Genomic DNA, 25,892 nt, shown 5'->3' with positions numbered 1-25,892 from the left:
ACGGGGCATACATCAAGGACGAAGAGAAGGTCGCCACTGGCGAGATGGAGGAGGACGAGTTCGTCCTGAAGGCCGTCGCCATCCTGCAGCGCAAGGTCGAACGACTGAAGGCTGAGCGTGAGCAGGCCCTGATGGAGCGTGACGAAGCCATCGAAACCAAGGACGCCCTCAAGGAAAGCGTCGGCACCTACCTCCACACCGTCCGTGACTACGTGCGGATGCTGGACCACCGCATCAACCTCGGCATGGTTGCGCGGACCTTGGTGGACCTCGGCTATTACCGCAGCCCCTCTGTCAATTGCTACCGCGTCCGTCGTGGGGCGCAACTCCGCGCCACCGCACTTATCACCCTCCACGAAATCGACGGTCAGCCGCTGGTGCTGGACGAGAACCTTGCGCACGAGCTTGGCTATGGAGAGCCGGACGCCTTCCGACGCCTCATTAAGCGACACGCCGACGAACTGAACGAGTACGGACTTCTCCGTCAAGTTGACCGTAAAGTCGGCTTCGGGCGTCCTTCGCGTCCGTACTACCTGAACGAAGAGCAGGCCCTGCTTCTGTGCATGTTCTCCGGCGCAGAGAAGGCCAAGGAAATCCGCAGGCAGATCGTCATGGTCTATCAGGCGTGGCGGAAGGGGAAGCTGAAGCCAGTCATGCCGGACTTCACCGACCCAATCGCCGCTGCAACCGCGTGGCTGGAGCAGGCCAAGGCGAGGCGTGAGCTTGAAGGCAAGGTCGCTGAAGATGCACCCAAGGTCGCCAACTGGGAGGCCTTCCACGACACCTCGACCACCGTCACCAGCGGGGCGCTGGGCAAGGCCCTTGGCATGGTCGCCAAGACGCTGTGCCAGATCGGATAAGGGGAGCGCGTGGGCTACCGCTTTGGGCTACCGATGGGCTACCAAAGGCAATTTGCCTATGGCTTAACCATCTGAATTTATTGAATTTTCAGGAACTAAAAGCGGTTGGCTGGGGAACCTGGATTCGAACCAAGACTAGCGGAGTCAGAGTCCGCTGTTCTACCATTAAACTATTCCCCATCACCGTAAGGCGCTGGCGCTTGGGCCGGCGCTCACTGGCTGCGTCGCCGCCGCCCCGTGATGTGGGGCTGGAGATAAGGCCAGAATTCGGGGGCGTCAAGACCTCACTGCCTGCATTCGCCGGCTGGCGCGTGGAGATGTGGATATCCGGGCAGCTATGCACAGCCGACCTACAGGCATGCCGATCGCCGTGCGCGTGGGCGCGCGGACGTCCATGAGCCACGCCGAATAGCCAGTGCTTCGCGGGCTAACCTTTCGACCGGCCCGCGTTGCGAGGCGCCGGAGTTGCGACGCGTCATGTGTCGAACGGCAGGGCGTCAGCGCCTGATGTGCTGCGCCATGACCAAAAGGCATTGTCCAACATGCACTGACCCATAGCAGCCAGCCTGGTGACGGGCGGACGACTGTGACGCAGGACGCCATGCGATGTGATGCAAGGGCGCTGCCGCCGCAGCGCGCTGGGTTGGCCGAGCTGTTGCGGCCTCAATCATGCGCTCAGCGGGGCGGGCCAAAGCCGGGTCGCATACCGTAGCCTGGGCGCGGACCGAAGCCAGGCCTCGGGCCAATACCGGGGCGAGGTCCATATCCTGGTCTGGGTCCTAAACCAGGTCTTGGTCCAAACCCAGGTCTTGGTCCAAATCCTGGTCTTGGGCCAAAGCCAGGTCTTGGTCCGAAGCCAGGCGGGGTGTGGTAGCCGGGGCGGGGGAACGGGCCGGGGCCGAAGCGGGGCCGCGGCGGGGGGGCGGCCCAGCGGCGTGGTCCTGCCCAGGGGCGACCGTAGCGGTAGGGATATCCGTAGCGATAGCCGCCATAAACCACCGGGGCGCCAACGTAATAGGAGTCGGTGACGACGGGCGCATAGACGCCGCTGGCGTAATAGGGGCCTTGATCTGCTGTGACGCAGCCGGACAAGGCGAAGCCTGCGCCAAGGGCGATTGCTCCCAGCAGCAGGCGTGACTTCATCGACATGACGCACCCTCCATGGCGGCGCGCCATCGCGCCTTGCGATGGGTTGCGCCAGCGCGGGCCGCCTCAACATGCGCCTGCGCCGTGGCGGAGACGCGCTGCGGGCGATGGGGCCCGACAATCATTGTGCTCGTCTGCGGTGGCGTATCTGTGGCTACGCCAGGCGTCGTCTGAAGCGGCCTCCGCCTGGCGTCAACCAGATGGCGACCGCTTTGGTTCCATGGCAATGATTGATGAGGTCCGTCGGTTGGGCTGCTGGAGGCCGAGCAAGAAGGCTTACGCAAGCTGCTTCTCCCACGCCAATTGCGGCGCGTGGCGGCGGTCGCCGCCCGGCGCCGAGGGCATGGTCGGTCAGGGGCGATCGGCGAGGAAGCCCAGCACGGCCTCCTTGAACACCCGGTCGCCCACCGCCAGATTGTGATCGCGACCAGGAATATCCACCGCCACGGCGTTGGGCAGCATGGCGGCGAGATCATGCGGCGAGCCGGCGATATCGTCGCGTGTGCCCACGGCGATCAGGGTCGGCACGCCGATCTGATAGGCCTCGTCGCGGGTGAGGGTTTGCCGGGTGCCGCGAATGCAGGCGGCGAGCGCCTTGAGGTCGCTGCGCGTCTGCTCGGCGAAATTGCGAAACATCTTTTGCTGCTTGTCGGTCAGCCCGTCGCCCGTCGGCGCCTCGAGCGCGTCGGCGATGCCCATGGGCAGGCCGACGCCATCGACGAGGCGAATGCCGAGGCCGCCAAGAATGGCTGAGCGCACCCGCTCGGGATGGGCCAGCGCCAGATGCGCGGTGATGCGGGCGCCCATGGAATAACCCATGACATCAGCGCGCGGCAGGCCGAGGTGATCGAGCAGGTTGAGGCAGTCGCCGGCCATCACCGCCGAATTGTAGCAGCCAGGGTCGTAGAATTTCTGGCTTTGGCCATGGCCACGGTTGTCGAGCGCGATGACCCGGTAGCCGGCCCGGTTCAGGGTGGTGGTCCAGCCAGGATAGATCCAGTTAACGGAATGATTGGAGGCGAAGCCATGCACCAGCAGCACCGGTTCGCCATGGCCGCCATCTGGCGGCGGTTGATCAATAAAGGCGATGTCGACGCCGTCGGACGAGAAATGCTGCATGGTCCCCTGAGTATTTGAATGGCGCCAGTAGGCGACGCGCCAGTGAACGACGCCGGGCCGCCAACCGCAAGCTGTGTTACGGGTTTTGGACCTGTCGCGGGCCCAAATTGTGGCCTGGCGCCAGGATGCCAGCACGCGGGCTCAGCCGCAGCGCGCCGTGTTCAGGCGTCGCAAGGTCAGGCAGGCGCCAGAAGCAGGCCTTATGCCGAACAAAGAGGCGCTGGCTTGGCCGCCGCGCAGGCGACAGGCGCGGTGAGGGCGCTCCACCGCGGGGTGGGATGGTCGCCTGGAATGACTTGGCGCCAGCCTTGCATGGGTTTACCCTGTGCGTAACTTGCGCGCCAGGTGCGCGCCTTGATCTGTGAAGGATCGATCAGTGTCGGCTATGGACGATGCAGGCGCCGTTGGCGCGTGCGCCGCGCCCGCATCTTTTGCGGCTGAACGCGCACACGAGAGCGGCTCTGGCCGGCCGGAGGCCGCCGGGCGTCGCGACGTCGCCCCGCCGTCCGGTCGCGCAACCCCTTTCATCCCCGCTCTCGCAACGCCCGCGGCGCAGGCCGCGCCAGTGCGTCCGCAGTCCCGCGTGACCGAATCGCCAGGCGAGGAGCCGCAGGGCGAGCGTCGGCGCAAGCGGCGCTCGCGTCAGGGGCGGCGCATCGCCCCCTCCGGCGACGACGTGCTCAGGCGCAGCCCGGCCCCCCCCGAGCGGCCGGGGCCTGCTGTCGCCCGCGATGGCGGCTGGGCTGAGAATCGCCGGCCGCGCCGGCCCCGTGGCCAGCCTGGCCCTGGCGGCGGCCATGGTGCGCATGGCGCGCCCTATGGCCAGGGCCGCGAGGCCTCTTATGCCGCGCTTGATCTCGGCACCAATAATTGCCGGCTGCTGATCGCCGAGCCCGGCGACGCCAGCTTCCGCGTGGTCGACGCCTTTTCGCGCATTGTACGGCTCGGTGAGGGGCTGGGCGCCACTGGCGCGCTGGGCGAAGGCGCCATCCAGCGCTCGATCGACGCCTTGCGAATCTGCAGCTCAAAAATGGCCTCGCGCAATGTGACGCGGGCGCGGCTGGTGGCCACCGAGGCCTGCCGCGCCGCCGTCAATGGCGATGACTTCGTCCGCCGCGTGCTGGAAGAGACCGGCCTCAAGCTGGAAGTGGTTGACCGCCGCACCGAAGCGTTTCTGGCGGTGTCTGGCTGCGCCAGCCTCGCCGACCCGTCCTCCGAGGCGCTTTTGGTGTTCGACATCGGCGGCGGCTCGACCGAGGTGGCCTGTCTGGTTGGCCGTGGCGTCGCCGCCATGAGCGACCCCTGCGACAGCATCGCCGATTGGGTGTCCTTGCCCGTCGGCGTCGTCACGCTGGCCGAACGCTATGGCGGTCGCACGGTGACCCCGGCGATTTATGCGGCGATGGTCGATGAGGTGCTGGCGCTGCTCGAGCCGTTCCGCGCCCGGGTGGGCTGGGCGGCGGCGCGCGAGGGCTTCCACCTGCTCGGCACGTCCGGCACCGTGACCACGGTGGCCGGGGTGCATCTGCGCCTGCCGCGCTATGACCGGCGACGGGTCGACGGGCTGTGGATGAGCGACCGCAACGTCAACCGCGTGGTGCAGCACCTGCGGCGCAGCAGTTTTCGCGAGCGCGCCGCCAATGGCTGCATCGGCAATGAGCGGGCCGATCTGGTGCTGGCGGGCTGCGCCATTCTCGACGCGCTGCGCAAGGGCTTCCCGGCGCCACGGCTGCGGATCGCCGATCGCGGCCTGCGAGAGGGCATTTTGATGTCGATGATGCGCGAGGACGGGCTGATGGGCGCGCCCGGCGCGCGTGCTGCTACGTAAGGCGGACGGAACGCAAGCGGCGCCAGCCGTTGCATCGCGCTGCGGAAGACGGCACATGAGCCTCTTGGCGGGTATCTTGGCGCGTCTCTTGGCGCGAATTTTGGCGCGCGGCGTAATGGCGCGACCTCTGGCAGACAGGTGATGGTTTTATGAGCGGTGCATCGGACAAGGGCGGACAGCGTAACCTGAAGGTGCGCCTGAAGACCGCCAAGAAGCGCACGACTGCATCGCAGAAGTGGCTCGAGCGCCAGCTCAACGACCCTTATGTCGAGCGCGCCAAGCGCGAGGGCTATCGCTCGCGCGCCGCCTTCAAGCTGCTGGAGATCGACGACCGCTACAAATTGCTCAAGCCAGGTCAGCGTGTGCTCGATCTCGGCGCAGCCCCGGGCGGCTGGAGTCAGATCGCCGCCCAGCGGGTCGGCTCCGCCGAGCCGCGTCCCGGCGCGCCCGTCGGCAAAGTGGTGGGCATTGATCTGTTGCCGATCGACGGTCTGCCTGGCGTCGAGACCATAGAGATGGACTTTCTCGCGCCCGAGGCCCCTGATCTGCTGATGGAGATGCTCGGCGGTCCCGCCGATATCGTCATGTCCGACATGGCGGCCAACACCACCGGCCACAAGAAGACGGACCATCTGCGCATCGTTGGCCTCGCAGAGGTGGCGATTGATTTCGCCCGTGAGGTGCTGTCGCCTGGCGGCGTGTTCCTCGCCAAGGTGTTCCAGGGCGGGACAGAGAATACGCTGCTCGCCAATCTCAAGCGTGACTTTGCGGTGGTGCGCCACGTCAAGCCGGCGGCCAGCCGCCCGGATTCGTCGGAGCTTTACGTGCTGGCCACCGGCTATCGCGGGCGCGGCGCGCTGGGGGCCGCCGGTCGCGATGGCGAGGATGACATGCGCCAGCGCGGCCATTGGGACGCCGAGTAAACCTGCGCCGCGCGCCGGTAAGGCCACGCCGCGACATGTGGGCGCGGGCGTTCAGCCCTCGCCAGCGCGCGGGTGCTGCTGCACCGCTTCGGCAGTGGCCTTGCGGGCGCTGCCGTCGCCTGTGGCGTCAGGGGGCTTGCGGCTGACATGGCCGGAGAGCTCCGCGCCGGCGTCAGGCGCCAGCGATGGAATCAGCAGCACGCCGAGCGCTGACACCACGCCTACCGCGAGAAAGGCGGGCAGGAAGTCCTGGGCGGCGATCACGTCAGGATTGCCGCTGCGCAGCCAGGCCGAGGCCTGCAACACGCTGGCCCCCAGCGCCACGCCCATGGCCAGCGACAATTGCTGGGCCACGGCGTAGAGGCTGGTGGCGTAGCTCATGTCGCGCGGCTCGATGTCGGCGTAAGCGATGGCGTTGAACGCCGTGAACTGCATCGAGCGCAGGCAGCCCCCAAGAAACAGCGTGCCCAGCATCACCGCCAGCGGCGTCGCTTCGTTGAACAGGCCGTAGCTGGCGACAAAGGCCGAGGCGAGCAACAGATTGATCCCCAGAACCTTGCGGAAGCCGAAGCGGCGCAGGATGCGCGTCGCCAGCGTCTTGGTGAACAAGGCGCCGACGGCGGAGACAAATGTGATCAGGCCCGAATGCACCGGCGTCATGCCGAAGCCCGCCTGCAGCATCAGCGGCAGCAGGAAGGGGATGGCGCCGGCGCCGATGCGAAACAGCGAGCCCGACAGCACGCTGACCCGGAAGGTGTTGATCGCCAGCAGCGACAGCTTCAGCACCGGCGCTTCAACCTTGCGCGAATGGGCCAGATAGAGCCCGAGCAGCGCCACGCCGAAACCGCCGAGCGCGACCGCCATGGGTGGCGAGATCAGATGGCCGCCGCCGCTGGAGAAGGCCAGCATCAATGTGGCGAGGCCGGCGCCGGCCAGCACCGCGCCGGTGATGTCGAGGCGCGCGACGTCATCCTCGCGGACATTGTCGATGAACACGGTGGCCAGGATGATGCCGAGCACGCCGATGGGGATGTTGATCAGGAAGATCCAGCGCCAGTCGAAATAGGTGGTGATGAAGCCGCCGAGCGGTGGACCCATCACCGGGCCGACCAGGGCCGGCACGGTGAGATAGGCGAGGGCGCTGACCAGCTCGGACTTGGGCACGGTGCGCAGCAACACCAGCCGCCCCACTGGCACCATCATCGCTCCGCCCATGCCCTGGAAAAACCGGGCGAGCACGAAGCCTTCCAGCGAACTGGCCATGGCGCAAGCCAGTGATCCGGCCATGAACACCACCATGGCGAGGCGGAACACCGTGCGGGCGCCGAAGCGGTCGGCCATCCAGCCGCTGATGGGGATGAACACCGCCAGCGACACCATGTAGGAGGTCAGCGCCAGCTTGAGCGCCACGGGCCCGACGCCGATATCGGCGGCGATGGCTGGCAGCGAGGTGGCGATCACCGTTGAATCGGTGTTCTCCATGAACAGGGCCGTGGCGACGATCAGCGGCACCAGAACGGAGCGTTTCATGCAATCTGTCCCGTTGGGGGCTGGCGGCGCAGCGCCGAAAGCCTCCTGTTCAACCGGCGCCCGATGAGCCTGACCCACTGGTCATGCACGTGCGGAGCCTGAGCATGTCAGGATGCGGATGCGTCAGCATCATCGCATCCTGGTATGAGCATCTTCGCCACCAGGTAGTCATCGTGAGGCAGGCCGGCGCAGGCTGGCGCCGGCGTCCTGCGGCAGGCGCAGCAGTAGCGTCAGCGAGGCCAGCGACGCCAGCGCCACTGCCACAAAGGCTGGCGGAAAGTCCGCCGCCAACAGCGTTTCGCCACCCCGTAGCGCCTGCGCGCCCTGTAGCGCCAGCGCGCCGATGCAGACGCCAAGCGCCAGCGCCACATGTTGCGACACGGCGTAAAGGCTGGTGGCGGCGGCGATATGGCGCGTCGGAACGTCGGCGTAACTGAGCGCGTTCAGCGCCGTGAACTGCAGGGAGCGCAGACAGCCCCCCAGAAACAGCGCCGCCAGCATGAAAACCATGGACGTGGCGGGCGTGAAGAAACCATACGCGCCAATGAAGCCTGCGGCCAGCGCGCCGTTGATCACCAGCACCAGCGGGAAGCCGAAGCGGCCCAGAATGCGGCTGGCCAGCGTCTTGGTGAACAGGGCGCCGACGCCGGAGATGAAGGTGACGGCGCCGGCCTCGCTGGCGCTCATGCCGAAGCCGGTTTGCAACATCAACGGCAGCAGGAAGCTGGGAACCGCGCCTGCGCCGATGCGGAACAACATGCCGCCGCACAGCGCGGCGCGATAGGTCGGGATGCCGAGCAGCGCCAGACGCAGCACGGGAGCTGGCGCGCGCGCCGCATGACGAAGGTAGAGCGCCAGCAGCGCGAGGCCGCTCGCGCCTGCAATGGCGACGGTGGCCGGCGGGGCCATGCCGGCGCCGACGGCCGACAAAGCGAACAGGGTGAGGGCGAGCCCGCCTCCAGCGAGGGCTGCTCCCGCAAGGTCAAGCCGGGCGTCCTGGTCGGGCGCTCCGTGCTCGGTGATGAACCTGCGGGCGAGGATGATGCCGATGACGCCGACTGGCAGGTTGATCAGAAAAATCCAGCGCCAGTGCAGCCAGGTGGTGATGACGCCGCCCAGCAGCGGCCCCGAGACCGTGCCGAGCAGGGCGGGCGCGGCGAGCAGCGCGAGGGCGCCCACCACTTGCTGCCGCGGCACGTTGCGCAGCAGCACGATGCGGCCCACGGGCGACATCATGGCGCCGCCAGCGCCCTGGACGAAGCGGGCGGCCACCAGCTCGCCCAGCGATTGCGCGGCGGCGCATCCTAGCGACCCGGCCATGAACACGCCGATGGCGAGGCAAAACACCCGGCGCGCGCCATGGCGGTCGGCCAGCCAGCCGGAGATGGGGATGAAGATGGCGAGGGCGATCAGATAAGAGGTGAGCGCCAGCTTGACCGCGAAGGCGTCAACGCCGAGATCGGCGGCGATGGCAGGCAAGGCGGTGGCGATGATCGTGGCGTCCGCTTTCTCCATGAACAAAGCGGTGGCGATGATCAGCGGTATGATGACGTCAGGCTTCAACGCGCGCCACGGCTCCTGCTCACTGTGCGGACGAGCTGATATGCGTAAGATGCATAGCTTTGCCGGCATCACTGGGGCTGCCGCATGGAAGCGACGTTGGCCCCCGATGGCGCTGAAATGTGGCGCAACCATGCTGCCGCTGGGTGAGTTATCGCTTGCAGCTGATCACAAGACCGCGCCGACATGGGTGGCGTCGGGTTGCGCCATGCCCACAGGAAAACCGGAGTTGCCGACGGTGTGTCAATAAAGCGTCAAGGATTTTTTGCACGAACGCATTTGCTGTGCTAAGGGCCGGCGTCAACTTCGCCACTTCGCTGACGCGGCCCGCACGGGTTCCGAAAGGAGCCCTGATAGCCCGACAGGCCAGGGCGCATCATTCTTTCGCCGGGACATGCTCCCGCTTCGTCTTTGGCGAGGCGATGGGCGGATCATCCCGGCACAACAGGCCAGGCCGGCTGCGGCGCGACAGATTTCGCCGGGGCTCCGCCAGACCGGATCGGAAGTTGACCATGGTGAAAATCGATAACGGCGGCCGTTTTCGTGAGGGTCTGACCTTCGACGACGTGCTGCTGCAGCCTGGCCCGTCGAGCGTTCTGCCCGGCGACGTCACCGTCGGCACCCGCCTGACCCGCACCGTCTCGCTCAACATTCCGATCATTTCGTCGGCCATGGACACGGTGACCGGCTCGAACATGGCGATCGCCATGGCGCAGCTCGGCGGCGTCGGCGTGATTCACCGCAATTATGAGCCGGACGAGCAGGCCAATGAGGTCCGTCGCGTCAAGAAGTACGAATCGGGCATGGTGGTCGACCCGGTCACCATCTTCCCCGACGAGACGCTGGCCGACGCCTTTGAGCTGATGAAGCGCCACGGCATCTCCGGTATTCCGGTGGTGGAGCGGGCCACCGGCGGGGCCAAGGGCAAGCTGGTCGGCATTCTCACCAACCGCGACGTGCGCTTCGCCACCAATCCGGCCCAGCCGGTCTCCGAGCTGATGACCAAGGAACGCCTGATCACCGTGCGTGAGGGCGTCGATCAGGCCGAAGCCAAGCGCCTGCTGCACCAGTTCCGTATCGAGAAACTGCTGGTGGTCGACGACGCCTACCGCTGCATCGGCCTGATCACCGTCAAGGACATGGAGAAGCAGGTCGCCAATCCGCTGGCGGTCAAGGACGCCCGTGGCCGCCTGATCGTCGCCGCCGCCACCACCACGGGCGAGCAGGGCTTCCTGCGCGCCCAGATGCTGATGGACGCGGGCGTCGACATCCTCGTCGTTGACACTGCCCACGGCCATTCCAGCGGCGTGCTCGACAGCGTCGCCCGCATCAAGAAGGCCTCGAACGGCGTTCAGGTCATCGCCGGCAATGTCGCCACCGCCGCCGGTTGCCAGGCGCTGATCGACGCAGGCGCCGACGCCGTCAAGATCGGCATCGGCCCTGGCTCGATCTGCACCACGCGCATCGTCGCTGGCGTCGGCGTGCCGCAGCTCACCGCCATTCTTGACGCAGCGGAAGTGGCGGCGAAGGCCGACATTCCGGTGATCGCTGACGGCGGCATCAAGTTCTCGGGCGATCTGGCCAAGGCGCTGGCCGCCGGCGCCGAATGCGCCATGATGGGCTCGCTGCTGGCTGGCACCGAGGAGAGCCCCGGCGAGGTGTTCCTGTTCCAGGGCCGCTCCTACAAGTCCTATCGCGGCATGGGCTCTGTCGGCGCCATGGCGCGCGGCTCGGCTGACCGCTACTTCCAGCAGGACATCAAGGATTCGCTGAAGCTGGTGCCGGAAGGCATCGAAGGCCAGGTGCCCTACAAGGGCCCGGTGTCGGCTGTGCTGCACCAGCTGGTCGGCGGCCTGCGCGCCGCCATGGGCTATGTCGGCGCCGCCAATCTGCAGGAGTTCCGCGAGAAGTCGGAGTTCGTGCGTATTACCAGCGCTGGCCTGCGCGAGAGCCATGTGCATGATGTGACCATCACGCGGGAGAGCCCGAACTACCCGACGCGTACCTGACGGGGCCATGTCCCCCCGGCGCGTTCGACAATGAGCGCGCCTGAGGGGTATGGCGGCAGGCGGCCAGGGAGGTTCTGATGAGCGTACAGGCTATTCTGTCTCCGGTTTTCGTCATGGCGCTGCTGACCTTTGCGCTCATCATCATGCTGATGATGGCGCGGGGCCAGGCGATCAAGGCGGGCGATGTGCGCCCCAATGAGCGCGCGCCGGACCAGTTGAGCTGGCCCGGGGCGGCTGACCGCATCAACAACGCTTATGGCAACGCGCTGGCGATGCCGACGTTGTTTTACGCCGTGGTCATCATTGCGCTGATCACCCGCAAGGCGGACCTGCTGTTCGTCGTGCTGGAGTGGATTTATGTCGGCGCCCGCATCGTGCAGGCGGCCATTCACGTACGCGGCGGCCCGATCATGGCCCGGGGCGGCGCCTTCGCCGTCAGCGTCATTGTTCTGATGATCATGTGGGGGATGACCGCAGTGCGTATCCTGTTTGCCGCCGGATGACCCCAGCAGCCCGTATCAGCGCCGCCATCGAGGTGATGGCCGAACTCGACGCCCGTAAACGGCCCGCGCCCGACGCCCTGAAGGAATGGGGCCTGTCGCACCGCTTCGCCGGCTCCAAGGATCGCGCCGCCATCGCCTCGCTGGTTTATGACTGCCTGCGCCGCCGGCTGTCGGCCAGCCATGTGATGGGCGAGGGGCCGCGCGCTACGGTCATCGGCATGCTGGCGCTGGAGCGCGGCCTGACCAGCGAAGCGATCATGGCGCTGTTTAATGGCGTGGGCTACGCGCCGCAGCCGCTCAATGCCGAAGAGCTTAACCTGCTGGCCAATGGCTGGGAGCGGCTTGGCGCGGCGCCGCTGCATGTGCGCGGCGATTTCCCCGAGTGGATCGGACCGTCGCTGCTGCGCGGCTTTGGCGATGAGGCGACGGCGCGTGTCGAGATGCAGGCGCTGGCTGGCCGCGCTCCGGTCGATATCCGCGTCAACACCCTGAAGGCGACGCCGGCCCAGGTGCTTGAGGCGCTGGAATGGATGGGCGCGCGCCCCGGCCAGTACGCCCCCGACGCCATTCGCCTGCCGCCGCCCCAGGACGGGCGCGGCCAGTCGCTGCAGGGCGAGGAAGGCTTTGTGCGCGGCTGGTTCGAGGTGCAGGACGAAGGCTCGCAGATGGTGGCGCTGTATTCAGGCGCCGCCCCTGGCGAGACCGTGGTTGATCTGTGCGCGGGCGCTGGCGGCAAGACGCTGGCGTTGGCGGCGATGATGCAGAACCAGGGCCGCCTGCTGGCCACCGATGTCGATGGGCGGCGCCTCGCCGCCATCTATGACCGGCTCGACCGCTCCGGCGCGACCAATGTCGAGGTGCGCGCCCCGCGCGGCCGCTGGCAGCCTGGCGGTCCCGAGCCGCTGGAGGATGTGGCTGGCAAGGCCGATCTGGTGCTGGTCGACGCGCCCTGCACCGGCACCGGCACCTGGCGGCGCAACCCTGACGCCAAATGGCGGCTGCGGCCTGGTGGGCTGGCTGAGCGGATCAGGGACCAGCAGGTGGTGCTGCAGCGCGCCGCTGGCCTCGTGCGCCCCGGCGGCCGCATCGTTTACATCACCTGCTCGGTGCTGCCCGACGAGAACGACGACGCTGTGGCCCGCTTCCTCGACGGCAATCCTGATTTTGTCGCCGGCACGCTGGCGGAGACGCCGTTTGGCCGCCCCGGCCACGCGCGCCCGCACGGCGCCCTGCAACTCACGCCAGCGACGACAGGCACGGACGGCTTTTATGTCGCCAGCCTGCTGCGTCGCTGATACAACGCCTTTTTTCCGCGCCATCGGACCTGACATGACCGCACAAGCACCCAGCACTCCCGACGTCCTCATCGAAGGCATCCACGAAAAGATCCTGATCGTGGACTTCGGCAGCCAGGTGACGCAGCTGATCGCGCGCCGCGTGCGCGAGGAGGGCGTCTATTCTGAGGTGGTGCCGTTCCAGAGCGCCGCCGAGGCATTCCAGCGCATGAAGCCGAAGGCGGTGATCCTCTCCGGCGGGCCGTGCTCGGTGCTCGACGACAATGCGCCGGAAGCGCCGCGCGAGATTTTTGACGCCGGCGTGCCGGTGCTCGGCATCTGCTATGGCGAGCAGACCATGGCCAAACAGCTGGGCGGCGTGGTTGAGGGCGGACATCATCGCGAGTTCGGTCGCGCTGAAGTCGATGTGGTGTCGAGTTCACAGCTGTTTGACGGCGTCTGGGACAAGGGCGGGCGCTATCCGGTGTGGATGAGCCATGGCGACCGCGTCACCCGCCTGCCTGAGGGCTTCAAGGTCATCGCCGCCTCGGAGAACGCGCCGCACGCCGCCATCGCCGATGAGACGCGCAACTATTATGGCGTGCAGTTTCACCTCGAGGTGGTGCACACTCCCGATGGCGCGCAGCTGATCCGCAATTTCGTGCGCCGTATCGCCGGCTGCACCGGCGACTGGACCATGCGCGCCTTCCGTGACGAGGCCATCGCCCGTATCCGCGCCCAGGTGGGCACTGGCCGGGTGCTGTGCGCCCTGTCGGGCGGCGTCGATTCGGCGGTCGCCGCCGTGCTGATCCACCAGGCCATCGGCGACCAGCTAACCTGTGTGCTGGTCGATCACGGCCTGATGCGCATGGGCGAGGCCGACTGGGTCGTCAACCTGTTCCGCGAGCACTACAATATCCCGCTGGTGCATGTGCAGGCTGAGGAGCTGTTCCTCGGCAAGCTGGCCGGCGTCTCGGATCCCGAGCAGAAGCGCAAGATCATCGGCGGCCTGTTCATCGACGTGTTCGACGCCGAAGCCAAAAAGATCGCCGCCGCCCAGGGCGAAGCGCCGAAGTTCCTTGCCCAGGGCACGCTGTATCCGGATGTGATCGAGAGCGTCTCCTTCACCGGCGGCCCGTCGGTGACCATCAAGAGCCACCACAATGTCGGCGGCCTGCCGGCGCGCATGAACCTCAAGCTGGTCGAGCCGCTTCGTGAGCTGTTCAAGGACGAGGTGCGCGCCCTTGGTCGCGAGCTCGGCCTGCCGGACGCCTTCATCGGCCGGCATCCGTTCCCGGGGCCAGGTCTCGCGATCCGCTGCCCGGGCGAGGTCACCAAGGAAAAGTGCGACATTCTCCGCCAGGCGGACGCCATCTACATCGACGAGATCCGCAAGGCCGGCCTCTATGACGACATCTGGCAGGCGTTTGTGGTGCTGCTGCCGGTGCGCTCGGTCGGCGTCATGGGCGACGGCCGCACCTATGAATATGTCTGCGCCTTGCGCGCCGTGAACTCGGTCGACGGCATGACGGCGGACTTCTACCCCTATGACATGAAGTTCCTCGGCCAGGTGTCGACACGCATCGTCAATGAGGTGAAGGGCATCAACCGCGTCACCTACGACATCACCGCCAAGCCGCCGGGCACGATTGAGTGGGAATAAGCCGCCTGCTGAAAGGTCGGCGTGGATGATCGAGGGCCCGCCACGCGCGGGCCCTTTGCTTTTTGGGACGGGCGCATGGCTCTTGCAGGGGGCGGCTAACTGTGAAAACTCCGGACAAAGTGGCGGAGCCAGCGGGCATGCAAATCGTGGGAGAGCAGGGCTGATGTCGAAGGCAACCCGGGCGACGCGCGCGCTTGAAGCGGCGGGCGTGGCGTTCACGCTGCACAGCTACGCCTATGACCCAGATGCGGACAGCATCGGCTTGCAGGCCGCCGAGGCGCTGGGCGCGGAACCGGGGCGGGTGCTGAAGACCCTGATGGTGATGGTCGATGGCAAGCCAGCGCTGGTGATTGCGCCATCGGATCGCGAGGTGTCGATGAAGCGGCTGGCGGCGGCGTTTCGCGGCAAGGCGGCGACGATGACGCCGCCGGCTGAGGCCGAGCGGATCAGCGGCTATGTCATCGGCGGCATCAGTCCGTTTGGCCAGAAGCGTCGCCTGCCGGTGGCGATCGATCTGTCCGCCATGGCCTATCCCGCCGTATTCATCAATGGCGGCCAGCGCGGTCTGCAGATTGAGGCGTCCCCAACGGCAGTTGCTGCGGCATTGCAGGCGATCGTCGCTCCTGTCACGGCCTGACACGCGCCGGATGCGACGAGGGACACGTTCGCCAGAGCTGGAAATGCCTTTTGAGCCTGGGTTGTGGATGGGCCTTGGCCAGCCTGGACCACGTCAGGCGCCCGAGGCTACGCAACGTAATGCTGGTGTTGTCGACGGCAATCATCGTAGAGTGAGCGCGAACCGGCCAGCCCCTTGGCCGCACGCAGCTCCGATCCGTCGTCGTCGCGTGAGCGTCGCGATGATCAAGCTGATCCGGCGCGACGTGTAGCGGGAGGAGCAAGGGTGAGCAATTTCGACCGGTTTCCACTCCGCAATGCCACTGAACTGCCGAAAGTCCTGATCCGCGCCGTGGCGGCGCCGTCCACGTCGCCAGGCGTCAGCGGCGACCAGCTTGACGGCCCGGACCTGCGCGCCTGGCTGGCGGCGATCGTTGAGGGTTCCGACGACGCCATCGTCAGCAAGGATCTGAACGGCGTCATCCGCAGCTGGAACGCCGGCGCTGAGCGTCTGTTTGGCTATAGCGCCGAGCAGGCCATCGGCCAGCCCATTCTGATGCTGATTCCGGAAGACCGGCGCGCCGAAGAGCCGGAGATCATCGCCCAGATCAGTCTGGGCAATCGCGTCGAGCATTTCGAAACCCAGCGCCTGCGCCGCGACGGGACGCTGGTCGACATCTCGCTGACCATCTCACCCATCTATAACCGGCAAGGCGCCATCGTCGGCGCCTCGAAGATCGCGCGCGACATTACCGAGCGGCTCCGCCACGAGGAGCAGCAGCGCCTGCTGATCGGCGAGATGCATCACCGGGTGAAAAACCTGTTCGCGCTGGCCTCTGCGGTGGTGTCGCTGAGTTTCCGCTCGGCCCCCAGCCTTGATGAGGCGCCGGAGCTCATCCGTCAGCGGATGGACGCGCTGGCACGCGCCCATGATTTGACCCTGGCCAACTGGCGTACCCCCGAGCCATCGGGCGGCCGCGCCAGCCTGCACGCCCTGCTGCAGACCATCGTCGCGCCCTATGAGGCGGCCGGCCGGATTTCCATCACCGGTCCAGACATCGCCGTGGGCGGCGCCGGCGTCACCAATCTGGCGCTGATCCTGCACGAACTGGCCACCAACGCCGCCAAATATGGCGCGCTGTCGGTGATGGAAGGGCGCCTCACCATCGAAACCAGCGCCACCGACAAAGATTTCCTCATCGCTTGGGAAGAGACCGGCGGCCCGCCAGCTGCAGCTGAACGCACCCAGGGCTTCGGCAGCCGGCTGGAACGCGGCCTCAGCGCGGCGCTGGGCGCGCGGCTGGAGCGATCCTGGCGGCCACAGGGGCTCTTCGTGCATCTGCGGGCGCCGCGCAGCGCCTGTGAGGCCTGACGCCAACGCGCGATAAATGGCGCTTTGGGCAAGCCCGGACGGCGCCTGTGGTTTTCACGGCGCCGATGCGACGGCGTCTTCGCCAGTCTGTTTGAGCCCTGACAATTCCCGCGCAAAAGCCGCGACATCGGGCGGCCATTGGCGCAAGATCGCCGCAAAACTGTCTGCGTCGTCGGCGAAGAGCGCCCGCGCCGCAGCCTCGAAGCCGGCAAAGTCGCCAGCCATGGCGTGGATGAAGCCATAGGTTGCGTCGCGGCGGGCGCGGGCCAGATCCGCCGTAACGGCGCCCTTGCGCGCCTCTTCCACCAGCCGGCGTAGCGCAGCAGACGCGCCGCCGGGCTGGCTGGCCAGCCACTCCCAATGGCGGGGCAATAACGTGACCTCACGCGCCTCGACACCAAGCTTCGGCCGTCCGCGTCCACGCGGCGGCGCCGGATAATGGGCTTCGGCGTCGGGGGAAGCGTCTGCCGCCGCCAGTTCCACATCTTGATGTGGTGAAGATGGCGCTGTGGCCTCGGGACGTAAATCCAGTTCGATCTGCCGCCCGGTGACGACGTCAAAGGCGAGGATCGCCGCGTCAGGCTCGTTGGCGCGGGCGCGTGCGACGATCCTGGACACAGTCAGCATCGGGCCGCGTGCCAGCAGGCGATGGCCGGTGAACGCGATACAGGCAGACGATTGGGCAATTTGCGGAGGCTGGTCGCTCATGATTTTATCCGGGTAAAATACTTGCGCGATTATTACCCGTATAATAAACGTCTTGCAACAGAGGCGTCACATGGTGCGGCGCCGCGTGGCGCAGGACAGGCAGATGAACAGGGAGAGCAGAAAACAGGCCATCGCCGCCGCCAACCGGCGTGAGGTGACCGCCGGGGTGTTCGCCGTGCGCTGCCAGACCGCCGGGGCGGTGTGGGTCGGCGGCTGGCCGGACGTTGATCGGGTGAAAAACCGCATCTGGTTCACCCTGGGGCAGGGCGGCCACCCGGTGCGTGCGCTGCAGCAATGCTGGAACGACCACGGCGCCGACAGCTTCAGCTTCGAGGTGCTGGAGCGGCTGGAAGCTGAAGCTGTCGGCGCCGACGAGCTGTCGGACGCGCAAAACTGGGCGCGTGATCACGCGCTGAGGGATCGCGTCGCCTGCTGGCGCGAGCAACTGGGCGCCGGGGCTATCTGACCACGACGCCCAGCCTTCGCCAGGACCACATCCAGCCTGTGCCCCGGCTGTGCCCTCGCAGCGCAGAACCTCGCCAACACCGTGACATGGTCAGCGGCCGCCGCCGCGACCGTCAGCAGCCACCCCCTGGCTGGCCGCCGCTTCGACGGCCGCAGCCTGTTCGGCGACAGCATCCGCCGGGCCTGGCAGGCGCCGGCGCGGGATGAAGGCGATCGCCACCAGCGCCACGGTGATGATGGCGAAGATGATGGTCAGCGGGCTGGAGACGAAGATGCCAAGGTAGCCGTCAGAAATCGCCAGCGCCTGACGCACCGAGCGCTCGAAAATGACGCCGAGCACATAGGCGAGAATGACGATGCCGAGGTCATAGCCATACCGCCGCAGGATGTAGCCAATGACGCCGAACATCACCGCCAGCAGCACGTCCATGGCGGCGCTATTGGTGGAGTAAACGCCGATCAGGCAGACGCTGAGGATGATCGGCGCCAGCCAGGCCCGCGGCACGTCGAGGATTTTGACGAACAGCCCGACCAGCGGCAGGTTGAGCACCAGCAACATCAAATTGCCGATATACATGCTGGCGATGACGCCCCAGAACAGCTCGGGCTGACGCTCGATGATGGTTGGACCCGGGGCGACGCCATGGATCATGAAGGCGCCGAGCAACAGCGCCGTGATGGCGTTGGCGGGGACGCCCATGCACAGCAGCGGCACGAAGGCCCCGGCGGTGCCGGCGTTATTGGCGGCCTCGGGCCCGGCCAGCCCTTCCACCGCGCCCTTGCCGAACTGCTCGGGATGGCGCGAGAGTTTCTTCTCGGTTGCGTAAGAGATGAAGGTGGCCAGCACGGCGCCGCCGCCAGGAATCAGCCCGACGATAAAGCCCATCACCGTGCCGCGCGCCACCGGGCCTACCGAGCGGCGCGCCTCTTCACGGGTCGGCATGAAGCCGAGCAGCGAATTGGGCGGCGCAAGCACCTGGATGTTTTCCTTGCGGCGCAGCACCATGGACAGCACCTCGGAGATGCCGAACAGGCCAATGGCCAACGGCGCCAGATCGATGCCGCCAGTGAGGTGAAACACGCCGAAGGTCAGGCGCGGCGTCGCCGCCAGCGGGTCTGAGCCAACCGTGCCCAGCAACAGGCCGAAGCCCGCCATCAGGAGCGCCTTGATGCGCGAGCCGCTGGAGAAATAGGTGACCAGCGACAGCCCGGCCAGCATCACCATGGCGTATTCCGCCGGGCCGAAGGCCAGCACCCAGCGCGACAGGGGCGGCGACAGATAAGAGATGGCGACGACGCCGACCGTGCCCGCGACAAACGAGCCGATGGCGGCGATGCCCAGCGCCGCGCCGGCGCGGCCACGGCGGGCCATCTCATAGCCATCGAGGCAGGTGACCACCGACGAGGCCTCGCCTGGAATGCGCATCAGCACCGAGGTGATGGTGCCGCCATAGGCGACGCCATAATAGATGCCAGACAGCATGATGATCGCCGAGGTGACGTCCATCTTGTAGGTGATCGGTAACAGGATGGCGATCGTGGTCAGCGGTCCGAGGCCAGGCAGAATGCCGACCACCGTGCCGAGAAACACGCCGATGAAGCAGTACATCAGCGTCGCCGGCTGAAACACCGTGGCGAAGCCGCCCATGAGCGCTTCCATCAGAGCAGCCCTCCCTGGCGCGCCAGCGCGCGCAGACCAAGGTCAACCGCGCTTTCCGGCAGGCTGACCTGCAACATCCAGCCGAAGCCGATAAGGCCGATCGCCGTGACAATCATTGCGGTGATGAGCGTGGCGCGCCAGCTCACCCCTTCGCCGAAGCGCATGGTCAGCACGATCACCGCCATGGAGGTGACGACAAAGCCAGCGACCCAACTGCCCAGCGCCAGCAGCGCAAGCGCCAGCAGATAGACGTGGAAGGTGCGTCGCTCTGCGGGCCCGGCGAGGTCATAACGGGCGACCGCCTCATCATCATCGCTGGCCAGCGGCTCAGGGTCGGTCCTCTCCAGCGCCAGCACCAGCAGGGAGAGGGCCATGCAGATGACGGCGATGACCTGCGGATAGAGCCCGGGGCCGGGGCCATCGAAGCCCCAACGCGCGAGCTGGGTCGCCTGCCAGAACGCGGCCGCCGCCGCGCCGAACAGACCGAGCGCGGTCCAGCGCGCGCCCGTCATGGCGAACATCAGATTACCGGGTCTTCATGCCGGATTCGGTCAGAATCTGGATGAACAGCGGCTCCATGTCTTTCATATATTTGTAGAAATCCGGCCCCGTGCGGAACTCAGGCGCCACGCCGAGCTTGCGGAAGGTGTCGATCACCTCCGGATCTTTCAGCGCCACACGGAACGCTTCCTCCATGCGGGTGCGGATCTTGGGGTCGACGCCCTTGGGGAAGGCGTAGCCCATCGGGCCGATGCTGATGTAGTTGTAGCCAAGCTCACGCAGCGTCGGCACGTTGGGATAGTCCGGCCAGCGCTCGGCCGAGGCGGAGGCCAGCAGACGCAGATTGCCCGCCTCGATCTGCGGCTTCATTTCGGTGGCGCTCTGCAAGGTCATGTCGACATGGCCGCCCACCGCCTGCAGCACCGATTCCGCGCCGCCGGCGAAGACGATCCAGCGCAGATTGGCGCCATTGAGCTTGGCCATCTGGAACAGCGGCAGCACGTTATTCGGGCTGGTGGAGCTGTAGGTCAGGCGTTTCTTCTTCGATTCCTCGATGATGTCCTTGACGTCCTTGATCGGCGAATCCTTGCGCACGCCGATGCCGTAGCGCAGCTCCGCCGCCTGGGAGATCAGGTCGAAGGCCTCCCACGCCTTGAACGGCACATCCATCATGTGCGGCGCGGTGAGATAGGTGGACGAGCCGACAAGGCCCATGGTGTAGCCGTCGGGCTTGCTGCGCGCCAATTCGGCCGGGCCAAGCTGGCCGGCGCCGCCAGGCACCGCCTTGATGATGATGGTGGCGTTGAGCGTCTTCTCGATGCTGCGCGCCAGCGCCCGCGCCGTCAGCTCGGTGGCTGAGCCTGGCGGGAAATTATTGATGAGGGTGATTTCCTTGCGCGGCCAGTCATCGGCCGCAAGGGCGCTGGATGCGCCCAGGGTGGTCAGCGCGGCGCTGGCCCCCAGCACGCTGGTGATGCTGAAGACGGCTGCAGCCGTCACGCGTTTAAGGACGTCGCGCCTGTGCATTCTGGCCTCCCGAGATATTTGTTATAAAATATTTCGATGAAGCTACGGATCGCGCTTGCGCTGGTCAATATGCGCTGCGGCGACTTTCGGCAGATGGTGTGGGGCTGCGGGTGGAAAACCCGCTTGATCCAGATACTAGTTGTATCGGGTTGTGGTGCATCGTGTTCGACGCCGACGCCGAGACCAGCGGCAGTACTGGGGCAGGCCGACGCCAGGCTAAAGCTTGGGCTGGAGGCCCTGGCCGTGAGATTGTGCGCCAGGCGGGAACGCGACTGGAGGCGGCGCCGACGTCGGGCTTAGGCGGGGCCAAACGGCCCTGGCAGGCGCGCGCCTTGGGCTGCGCCTGCCGGCAATGTGCGTGGCCTGTTTTAGCGCTTTTTGACGAATTCGGCGCGCAGCACCAGGCCCTTGATGCCTTCGAAGCGGCAATCGATTTCCTGGTCATCGTCGGTCAGGCGGATGGTTTTGATCACCGTGCCGCGACGCAGGGTCTGGTTGGCGCCCTTCACCTTGAGGTCCTTGATCAGGATGACGCTGTCGCCGTCTGCCAGCTGGTTGCCGGCTGAGTCGCGCACAATGCGACCGGCGGCAGGAGCGCGCGACGCCGCTTCTTCGGGGCTGATCCATTCGCCGGTGGCTTCGTCGTAAACATATTCATCGGACATGGCGTAACCTTTGCTGATCTGTCTGTGGGCGATCCGCGCAACGGATCGACTTTGCGCCAGACACACCACGGGCGACGCAGATTGTCCAATCAGAATGTGTGAATTGCGGCGGTCAACAGGCCGCTTCTGCAAATTGGCGGCGGCCCGGGACGGGTTGGTGGTGCGGCTTTGGGAACGGCGGCGCACCTGTCGCAGCCCCGCCGTTACAGGTTGCTTCAGGCCGACGACGACATTTTCATCATCACAATGCCGGCCAGCACCAGGCAGGCGGCGGTGACGCGCATGGGCGTGACCGCTTCGCCGAGAAAGATGACGCCGACCACAAAGGCGCCGGCGGCGCCGATGCCGGTCCACACCATATAGGCGGTGCCCAGCGGCAGCGAGCGCATGGCGTAGGCCAGCAGCGCAAAGCTGGCGATCATGGCGACAATGGTGATGATGCTGGGGGTGAGGCGGGTGAAGCCATGCGACGCCTTCATCGAAAACGCCCAGACAATTTCCAGCAAACCGGCGACGAGCAGATAAATCCAGGCCATCGGGCCCTCCATACCAAGGCCCGGGCCGTCCCGGATTTCACCTGCGCGCCGCTGTTCGTTGACCTCCATGTCAATGAACGCATGAGCGCGCAGCCGGGGGCGTGGCCCCGGATGAACTGCTGTGCCCGCTATCTAGGCGCCCCCTTACCGGGGGTCAAGAGCGAAACACCGCGCCGAGCGTACGGCTTTTCTTGCATGGCGGCGCGGAAACTTTAAAATTCCCTGAGCACTTGGCGTGACTGCGCCAGCCTGTGGTAGACCAGCCATCAAACGCCTGCGGTTTGGGCACACGCCCTTGTTGCAGTTGTTGGCGTCGGCGGCATTTGGAAGAGACATCAGGTGATCGAGCAGACCACGTCACGCATTGTCATCGCAGATGACCACCCCCTGTTTCGCGGCGCCCTGCGCCAGGCCATTGCGCGTATCATGCCGCTCGCCGAGATCGACGAGGCAGGCGACTTCGACGCCACCACGGCGGTGATCGCGGCGGGCGAGGAGCCTGATGTGGTGCTGCTCGATCTGTCGATGCCCGGTGCCCAGGGCTTTTCCGGCCTGCTGTTTTTGCGCGCCCAGCACCCTGGCGTGCCGGTCGTCGTGGTGTCGGGCACCGATGATGCGAGCGTAATCCGCAAATGCATGGAGTTCGGCGCTGCGGGCTTCGTGCCCAAGTCGCTGTCGGTTGAAGCGATGGGCGAGGCGCTGGCGGCGGTGCTGGCGGGCGGCACCTGGACGCCGCCCGACATCGACCTTTCGGCCCCCGCCGATCGCGAGGCCGCCGATCTGACCCGGCGCCTCACCAGCCTGACGCCGCAGCAGGTGCGCGTGCTGATGATGCTGTCCGAGGGGCTGCTCAACAAGCAGATCGCTTACGAGCTCAACGTGTCTGAGGCGACCATCAAGGCGCATGTCTCGGCGATCCTGCAAAAGCTAGGCGTCGAGAGCCGCACCCAGGCGGTGATCGTCGCCGCACGGATGGCGGCGGCGCCGTGGACAGCGGCTGCGCCCGCCTGACGCTTGCGGCTTGCCCTTGCGGCGCCCCGCCCGTCGGTTGGCTTGGCGCCTGCCTGCGGGGCCGCAGCCGAATCCGGGCGGGCGTGCCGGCCAGTGGCGCCGTCGCAATTTACGCATCATTCAGCGCCACAGGATGCTCACGCCGGGATCCATGTGACGGACAGCTGGCGCGATGGTCGCTGAATCCTGCGCCACAATGGAGTTTGAAATGGCTGAGAGCCGCGGCGGACTGAACGGTTTTCTGGGCGGATCGCCCGTATCGGTGCTGGTGCGCCTGGTGTTTTTGTCGGTGCTGGTCGGCGCCGCCATGGCTTTTCTCGATATCACGCCGGTGGCGCTCTATGACAGCATCGCCCGCTTCGTGCGCCGTGTGGTGGCCAATGGCTTTGCAGTGATCGGCGATGTCGGCATGTGGCTGGTCTATGGCGCCATGGTCGTGGTGCCGATCTGGCTGGTGCTACGCGTCCTCAATCGCCGAGGCTGACAGGCAGGGCGAAGGCGAGAGCCAGGGCCGCCGCCTCAGACAATAGCGTCGCCGGCCCCCCCGAAAAGCCGTCATGCCCGTGCTCGTCACGGGCATCCACGTCTTCACGCCAGAGCATTCTGGCGGCATGCGATCGCATGCCACCGCCTCACCAGTCTCTGCCTCGCCGGTCACGAGCGCCGCGCCGCTACGGGTGAGGGGCGCCGCCCCGCGCTCGCAGCCTCCAGGCCAGTTCAACCCAGCTGCCTGGCCTCTGCCTCAGCGTCAACGCCGACCTGCGCGGCGAGCGTTTCGCCGCTCCTGGCCAGATGGTCGAGCAGGCCGCGATTAATGACGGCGGCGATGTCCGGGCCCTGGTAGATCATGCCGGTATAGATCTGCACCAGCGCTGCGCCGGCGCGGATCTTGCGCAGGGCGCTCTTCGGGCTGTCGACGCCGCCGACGCCGATCAGCAGAAAGGCGCGTTCCACCCGCTGGAAGGCGTGGGCCAGCATGGCGGTGGAGGGGCCGAGCAGGGGCGCGCCGGACAGTCCGCCCGTTTCCTTGCCGACGTCGCGGTTCTTCAGGCTGTCCGGGCGGGCGACGGTGGTGTTGGAGACGATCATGCCGTCGACGCCACGTTTGCGGCAGACGCTGACAATGCCGTCCAGCTCAGCCAGCGACAGATCAGGGGCGATTTTCAGCAGCACCGGCCGGCGTGACTTGCCGCTGGCGGCGGCGGCGTCACGCGCCTCCAGCACACGCGAAAGCAAATCATCCAGCGCCGCCTCATGCTGCAGGTCACGCAGGCCGGGGGTGTTCGGCGATGAGATATTGACGGTGAAATAGCTGGCGACATCGACAAAGGCCTGGACGCCAGCGACGTAATCGGCGGCGCGATCGGTCGCATCCTTGTTGGCGCCGATATTGACGCCGACGATGCCGGAAGGCGCTGATGCGCCACGCAGGCGGGCGAGCAGACGGGCGCGGGCTGCGGCGTGCCCCTCATTGTTGAAGCCGAGGCGGTTGATGACGGCGCGATCATCTTTCAGGCGGAAGATGCGGGGCTTCGGATTGCCAGGCTGCGGCCGCGGGGTGATGGTGCCGACCTCGACGAAGCCGAAGCCATAACCAAGCATGGCGTCGGGCGTCTCGGCGTTCTTGTCGAAACCGGCGGCGAGGCCGACAGGATTGGGGAAACGCAGGCCAAAGGCGTCCACGGCCAGCCGGGGGTCACTCGCCGGCGGCATGCGGCGCGGGGCGACGCCCAGGGCGCGAATGGTCAGCCCATGCGCGGTTTCGGGGTCGAGGGCGAACATCGCCTTGCGGGCGAGGTCTTCAAGCAGGGTCATTGGCCTGACAGCTCCGGTATCAAGGGCGCGCCTGTCGCATCGGCGACGAGCATCCAGGTCCTCCGCACCGCAAGGACCGGCAGCACGCCATACAGATGCGGAAACAACGCGCCGCCACGGCTCGCCTCATAGCGCAAAGCGTCTCCAAGTGCAGCAGTTTCGACCTCCAGCAACACCAGATCGCCCTGTCCGGCAAAATGCAGCCGCGCCGTCTCCGCCACCTGCGCCGCCGTGGAGAGGTGAATGTAACCATCCCGCACATCAATCGCCGCCCCCACGAACACCCCTGCGCCTGAAGCGCGCCGCCATTCGGCGGCGGTGCAGATCTTGTAGACAAAAGGATGCGGGCGGTGAGGGAGTGGGGAGGGCATGGCGGGTCCTGCTTGCGGGCTGTCGCAGCAATGGCGAGGCGCCAGGCGCCGGACAACTGTTCTTTCCTTCAATGCCCCAGCCCCACGACACAAACCAGCCTGACGAGATGGCCGGGACAAGGCGTGGGTCGTTATCAAGGCGCGCTCCTGGCGTTAGCGCCCCCGCGTGCGGGACCCGCAGCGCCAGCCTGGCTGCGCAACGCGGGCGGCATCAGGCGCCAGTGAGAGATGAACCGCCACGGACCTCTGGAGCCGTTTGCCCCAGCATGCGCCCGGCGAGCCAAGGACGGGGCGCAGGAGAGGCTGACGAGCCGCGACTGATGTTACGCGCGCAGGTGACCGACGGGGCATGGGTGCAGGCGGTTGGTCCCGGAAGTTGCGTTAGTACAAGGAACAACATGTTGCTGGCCGAGCAGCGCGGGGCCTGGCGGCCCTGGCGCTAACGCCACAGGATTGCGCCTGGCGACGGCGGCAGACTGTCTCCCGGTTGTGCCAGGGCTGAAGGCCGCAGGGGCGCCTTGCGCCGCCTGCGGCATGGAGCATGGAGCATGGAGCATGGAGCATGGAGCATGTGCCGATCGCGCAGCAGCGGAAAGTGCTTCCCCCTTTTTTTCTGCCCACAACGATTACTGATCGGCAAACGCCCAAAGCCCGGTGGCGGCGCTTTTGCCAACGCCCTGCCGCTGCCCACGCCATCACGTCCCCCCTCGATGACGCAAGTGTTGGAGGTAC

23 protein-coding genes, 1 tRNA gene and 1 pseudogene are annotated in these 25,892 nt (G+C 66.6%); 13 read left to right on the top strand and 12 right to left on the bottom strand.

From position 1 onward, the window contains the following. Positions 1-860, top strand: a pseudogene (locus tag AC6A67_RS14175) (hypothetical protein); the annotation flags it as partial. Positions 861-966: 106 nt separating this feature from the next. On the opposite strand, the gene AC6A67_RS14170 reads toward AC6A67_RS14175, so the two are convergent. Beyond that, a tRNA-Gln gene (locus tag AC6A67_RS14170) sits at positions 967-1,040 on the bottom strand. A gap of 1,317 nt (positions 1,041-2,357) precedes the next feature. Next, on the bottom strand, positions 2,358-3,125 hold the full coding sequence (locus AC6A67_RS14165; protein WP_498037204.1) for an alpha/beta fold hydrolase: 768 nt from the start codon (positions 3,123-3,125) through the stop codon (positions 2,358-2,360). Between the two features lie 583 nt (positions 3,126-3,708). Between AC6A67_RS14165 and AC6A67_RS14160 the strand changes: the two genes are divergently transcribed. Then, positions 3,709-4,953: a Ppx/GppA phosphatase family protein gene (locus tag AC6A67_RS14160; protein WP_498037203.1), complete on the top strand. Its 1,245-nt coding sequence runs from the start codon at positions 3,709-3,711 to the stop codon at positions 4,951-4,953. A gap of 149 nt (positions 4,954-5,102) precedes the next feature. After that, on the top strand, positions 5,103-5,876 hold the full coding sequence (locus tag AC6A67_RS14155; RefSeq protein WP_498037202.1) for an RlmE family RNA methyltransferase: 774 nt from the start codon (positions 5,103-5,105) through the stop codon (positions 5,874-5,876). A gap of 51 nt (positions 5,877-5,927) precedes the next feature. Here the strand turns inward: AC6A67_RS14155 and AC6A67_RS14150 are convergent, their stop codons facing one another. Continuing rightward, the gene (locus AC6A67_RS14150) at positions 5,928-7,406 is read right to left on the bottom strand and encodes a DHA2 family efflux MFS transporter permease subunit (protein WP_498037201.1); all 1,479 of its coding nucleotides are present in this window, start codon (positions 7,404-7,406) and stop codon (positions 5,928-5,930) included. Between the two features lie 168 nt (positions 7,407-7,574). Next, positions 7,575-8,969 carry an MFS transporter gene (locus tag AC6A67_RS14145; protein ID WP_498037200.1) on the bottom strand — a complete coding sequence of 465 codons (1,395 nt, stop codon included), beginning with the start codon at positions 8,967-8,969 and terminating at the stop codon, positions 7,575-7,577. Positions 8,970-9,478: 509 nt separating this feature from the next. Here AC6A67_RS14145 and guaB point away from each other — a divergent pair. The 6 genes from guaB to AC6A67_RS14115 all read left to right on the top strand — a co-directional run bounded on the left by guaB (position 9,479) and on the right by AC6A67_RS14115 (position 16,402). Further along, positions 9,479-10,975: an IMP dehydrogenase gene (gene guaB / locus AC6A67_RS14140; protein WP_498037199.1), complete on the top strand. Its 1,497-nt coding sequence runs from the start codon at positions 9,479-9,481 to the stop codon at positions 10,973-10,975. A gap of 77 nt (positions 10,976-11,052) precedes the next feature. Then, positions 11,053-11,478, top strand: coding sequence for an MAPEG family protein (locus AC6A67_RS14135; RefSeq protein ID WP_498037198.1), 426 nt, complete (start codon positions 11,053-11,055; stop codon positions 11,476-11,478). Next, positions 11,475-12,773, top strand: a complete 1,299-nt coding sequence (locus AC6A67_RS14130) for an RsmB/NOP family class I SAM-dependent RNA methyltransferase (protein ID WP_498037197.1) — start codon at positions 11,475-11,477, stop codon at positions 12,771-12,773. Before AC6A67_RS14135 ends, AC6A67_RS14130 begins: the two co-directional genes overlap by 4 nt. A gap of 34 nt (positions 12,774-12,807) precedes the next feature. Then, positions 12,808-14,415 (top strand): glutamine-hydrolyzing GMP synthase, encoded by a 1,608-nt coding sequence (guaA, locus tag AC6A67_RS14125; RefSeq protein WP_498037196.1) that lies wholly within the window; start codon positions 12,808-12,810, stop codon positions 14,413-14,415. A 163-nt stretch (positions 14,416-14,578) separates the two neighbouring features. Beyond that, entirely contained in the window at positions 14,579-15,052 is a 474-nt protein-coding gene (gene ybaK / locus AC6A67_RS14120) for a Cys-tRNA(Pro) deacylase (RefSeq protein WP_498037195.1), read from the top strand. A gap of 264 nt (positions 15,053-15,316) precedes the next feature. After that, positions 15,317-16,402 (top strand): PAS domain S-box protein, encoded by a 1,086-nt coding sequence (locus tag AC6A67_RS14115; RefSeq protein ID WP_498037194.1) that lies wholly within the window; start codon positions 15,317-15,319, stop codon positions 16,400-16,402. 54 nt (positions 16,403-16,456) lie between these two features. Here the strand turns inward: AC6A67_RS14115 and AC6A67_RS14110 are convergent, their stop codons facing one another. Beyond that, the gene (locus AC6A67_RS14110) at positions 16,457-17,110 is read right to left on the bottom strand and encodes a DUF2239 family protein (protein ID WP_498037193.1); all 654 of its coding nucleotides are present in this window, start codon (positions 17,108-17,110) and stop codon (positions 16,457-16,459) included. A gap of 103 nt (positions 17,111-17,213) precedes the next feature. Here AC6A67_RS14110 and AC6A67_RS14105 point away from each other — a divergent pair, with 103 nt between their 5' ends. Then, positions 17,214-17,576, top strand: a complete 363-nt coding sequence (locus AC6A67_RS14105; RefSeq protein WP_498037192.1) for a GIY-YIG nuclease family protein — start codon at positions 17,214-17,216, stop codon at positions 17,574-17,576. A 90-nt stretch (positions 17,577-17,666) separates the two neighbouring features. Here AC6A67_RS14105 and AC6A67_RS14100 read toward each other — a convergent pair whose 3' ends face one another. The 5 genes from AC6A67_RS14100 to sugE all read right to left on the bottom strand — a co-directional run bounded on the left by AC6A67_RS14100 (position 17,667) and on the right by sugE (position 21,963). Beyond that, on the bottom strand, positions 17,667-19,235 hold the full coding sequence (locus AC6A67_RS14100) for a tripartite tricarboxylate transporter permease (protein ID WP_498037191.1): 1,569 nt from the start codon (positions 19,233-19,235) through the stop codon (positions 17,667-17,669). Next, positions 19,235-19,756, bottom strand: coding sequence for a tripartite tricarboxylate transporter TctB family protein (locus AC6A67_RS14095; RefSeq protein WP_498037190.1), 522 nt, complete (start codon positions 19,754-19,756; stop codon positions 19,235-19,237). Before AC6A67_RS14095 ends, AC6A67_RS14100 begins: the two co-directional genes overlap by 1 nt. A 4-nt stretch (positions 19,757-19,760) precedes the next feature. After that, the gene (locus AC6A67_RS14090; RefSeq protein WP_498037189.1) at positions 19,761-20,762 is read right to left on the bottom strand and encodes a Bug family tripartite tricarboxylate transporter substrate binding protein; all 1,002 of its coding nucleotides are present in this window, start codon (positions 20,760-20,762) and stop codon (positions 19,761-19,763) included. Positions 20,763-21,130: 368 nt separating this feature from the next. Further along, positions 21,131-21,427 (bottom strand): zinc ribbon domain-containing protein YjdM, encoded by a 297-nt coding sequence (locus AC6A67_RS14085; protein WP_498037188.1) that lies wholly within the window; start codon positions 21,425-21,427, stop codon positions 21,131-21,133. 215 nt (positions 21,428-21,642) lie between these two features. Next, positions 21,643-21,963 carry a quaternary ammonium compound efflux SMR transporter SugE gene (sugE, locus tag AC6A67_RS14080; protein WP_498037187.1) on the bottom strand — a complete coding sequence of 107 codons (321 nt, stop codon included), beginning with the start codon at positions 21,961-21,963 and terminating at the stop codon, positions 21,643-21,645. Between the two features lie 339 nt (positions 21,964-22,302). On the opposite strand from sugE, the gene AC6A67_RS14075 reads away from it, so the two are divergent. Then, on the top strand, positions 22,303-22,974 hold the full coding sequence (locus tag AC6A67_RS14075) for a response regulator (protein ID WP_498037186.1): 672 nt from the start codon (positions 22,303-22,305) through the stop codon (positions 22,972-22,974). A gap of 208 nt (positions 22,975-23,182) precedes the next feature. Continuing rightward, positions 23,183-23,458 carry a DUF6460 domain-containing protein gene (locus tag AC6A67_RS14070; RefSeq protein ID WP_498037185.1) on the top strand — a complete coding sequence of 92 codons (276 nt, stop codon included), beginning with the start codon at positions 23,183-23,185 and terminating at the stop codon, positions 23,456-23,458. A gap of 233 nt (positions 23,459-23,691) precedes the next feature. On the opposite strand, the gene AC6A67_RS14065 is transcribed toward AC6A67_RS14070, so the two are convergent. Together AC6A67_RS14065 and AC6A67_RS14060 are read right to left on the bottom strand one after the other, a co-directional pair. Continuing rightward, positions 23,692-24,789 carry a quinone-dependent dihydroorotate dehydrogenase gene (locus AC6A67_RS14065; RefSeq protein ID WP_498037184.1) on the bottom strand — a complete coding sequence of 366 codons (1,098 nt, stop codon included), beginning with the start codon at positions 24,787-24,789 and terminating at the stop codon, positions 23,692-23,694. Beyond that, positions 24,786-25,160: a DUF952 domain-containing protein gene (locus AC6A67_RS14060; RefSeq protein ID WP_498037183.1), complete on the bottom strand. Its 375-nt coding sequence runs from the start codon at positions 25,158-25,160 to the stop codon at positions 24,786-24,788. Before AC6A67_RS14060 ends, AC6A67_RS14065 begins: the two co-directional genes overlap by 4 nt. A 548-nt stretch (positions 25,161-25,708) precedes the next feature. On the opposite strand from AC6A67_RS14060, the gene AC6A67_RS14055 reads away from it, so the two are divergent. Then, positions 25,709-25,892: hypothetical protein (locus tag AC6A67_RS14055; protein WP_498037182.1), on the top strand; the 184-nt coding region annotated here is incomplete at its 3' end.

The organism is Camelimonas sp. FR25 (assembly GCF_059740505.1).
This window is presented reverse-complemented; position numbering and strand designations above follow the sequence as displayed.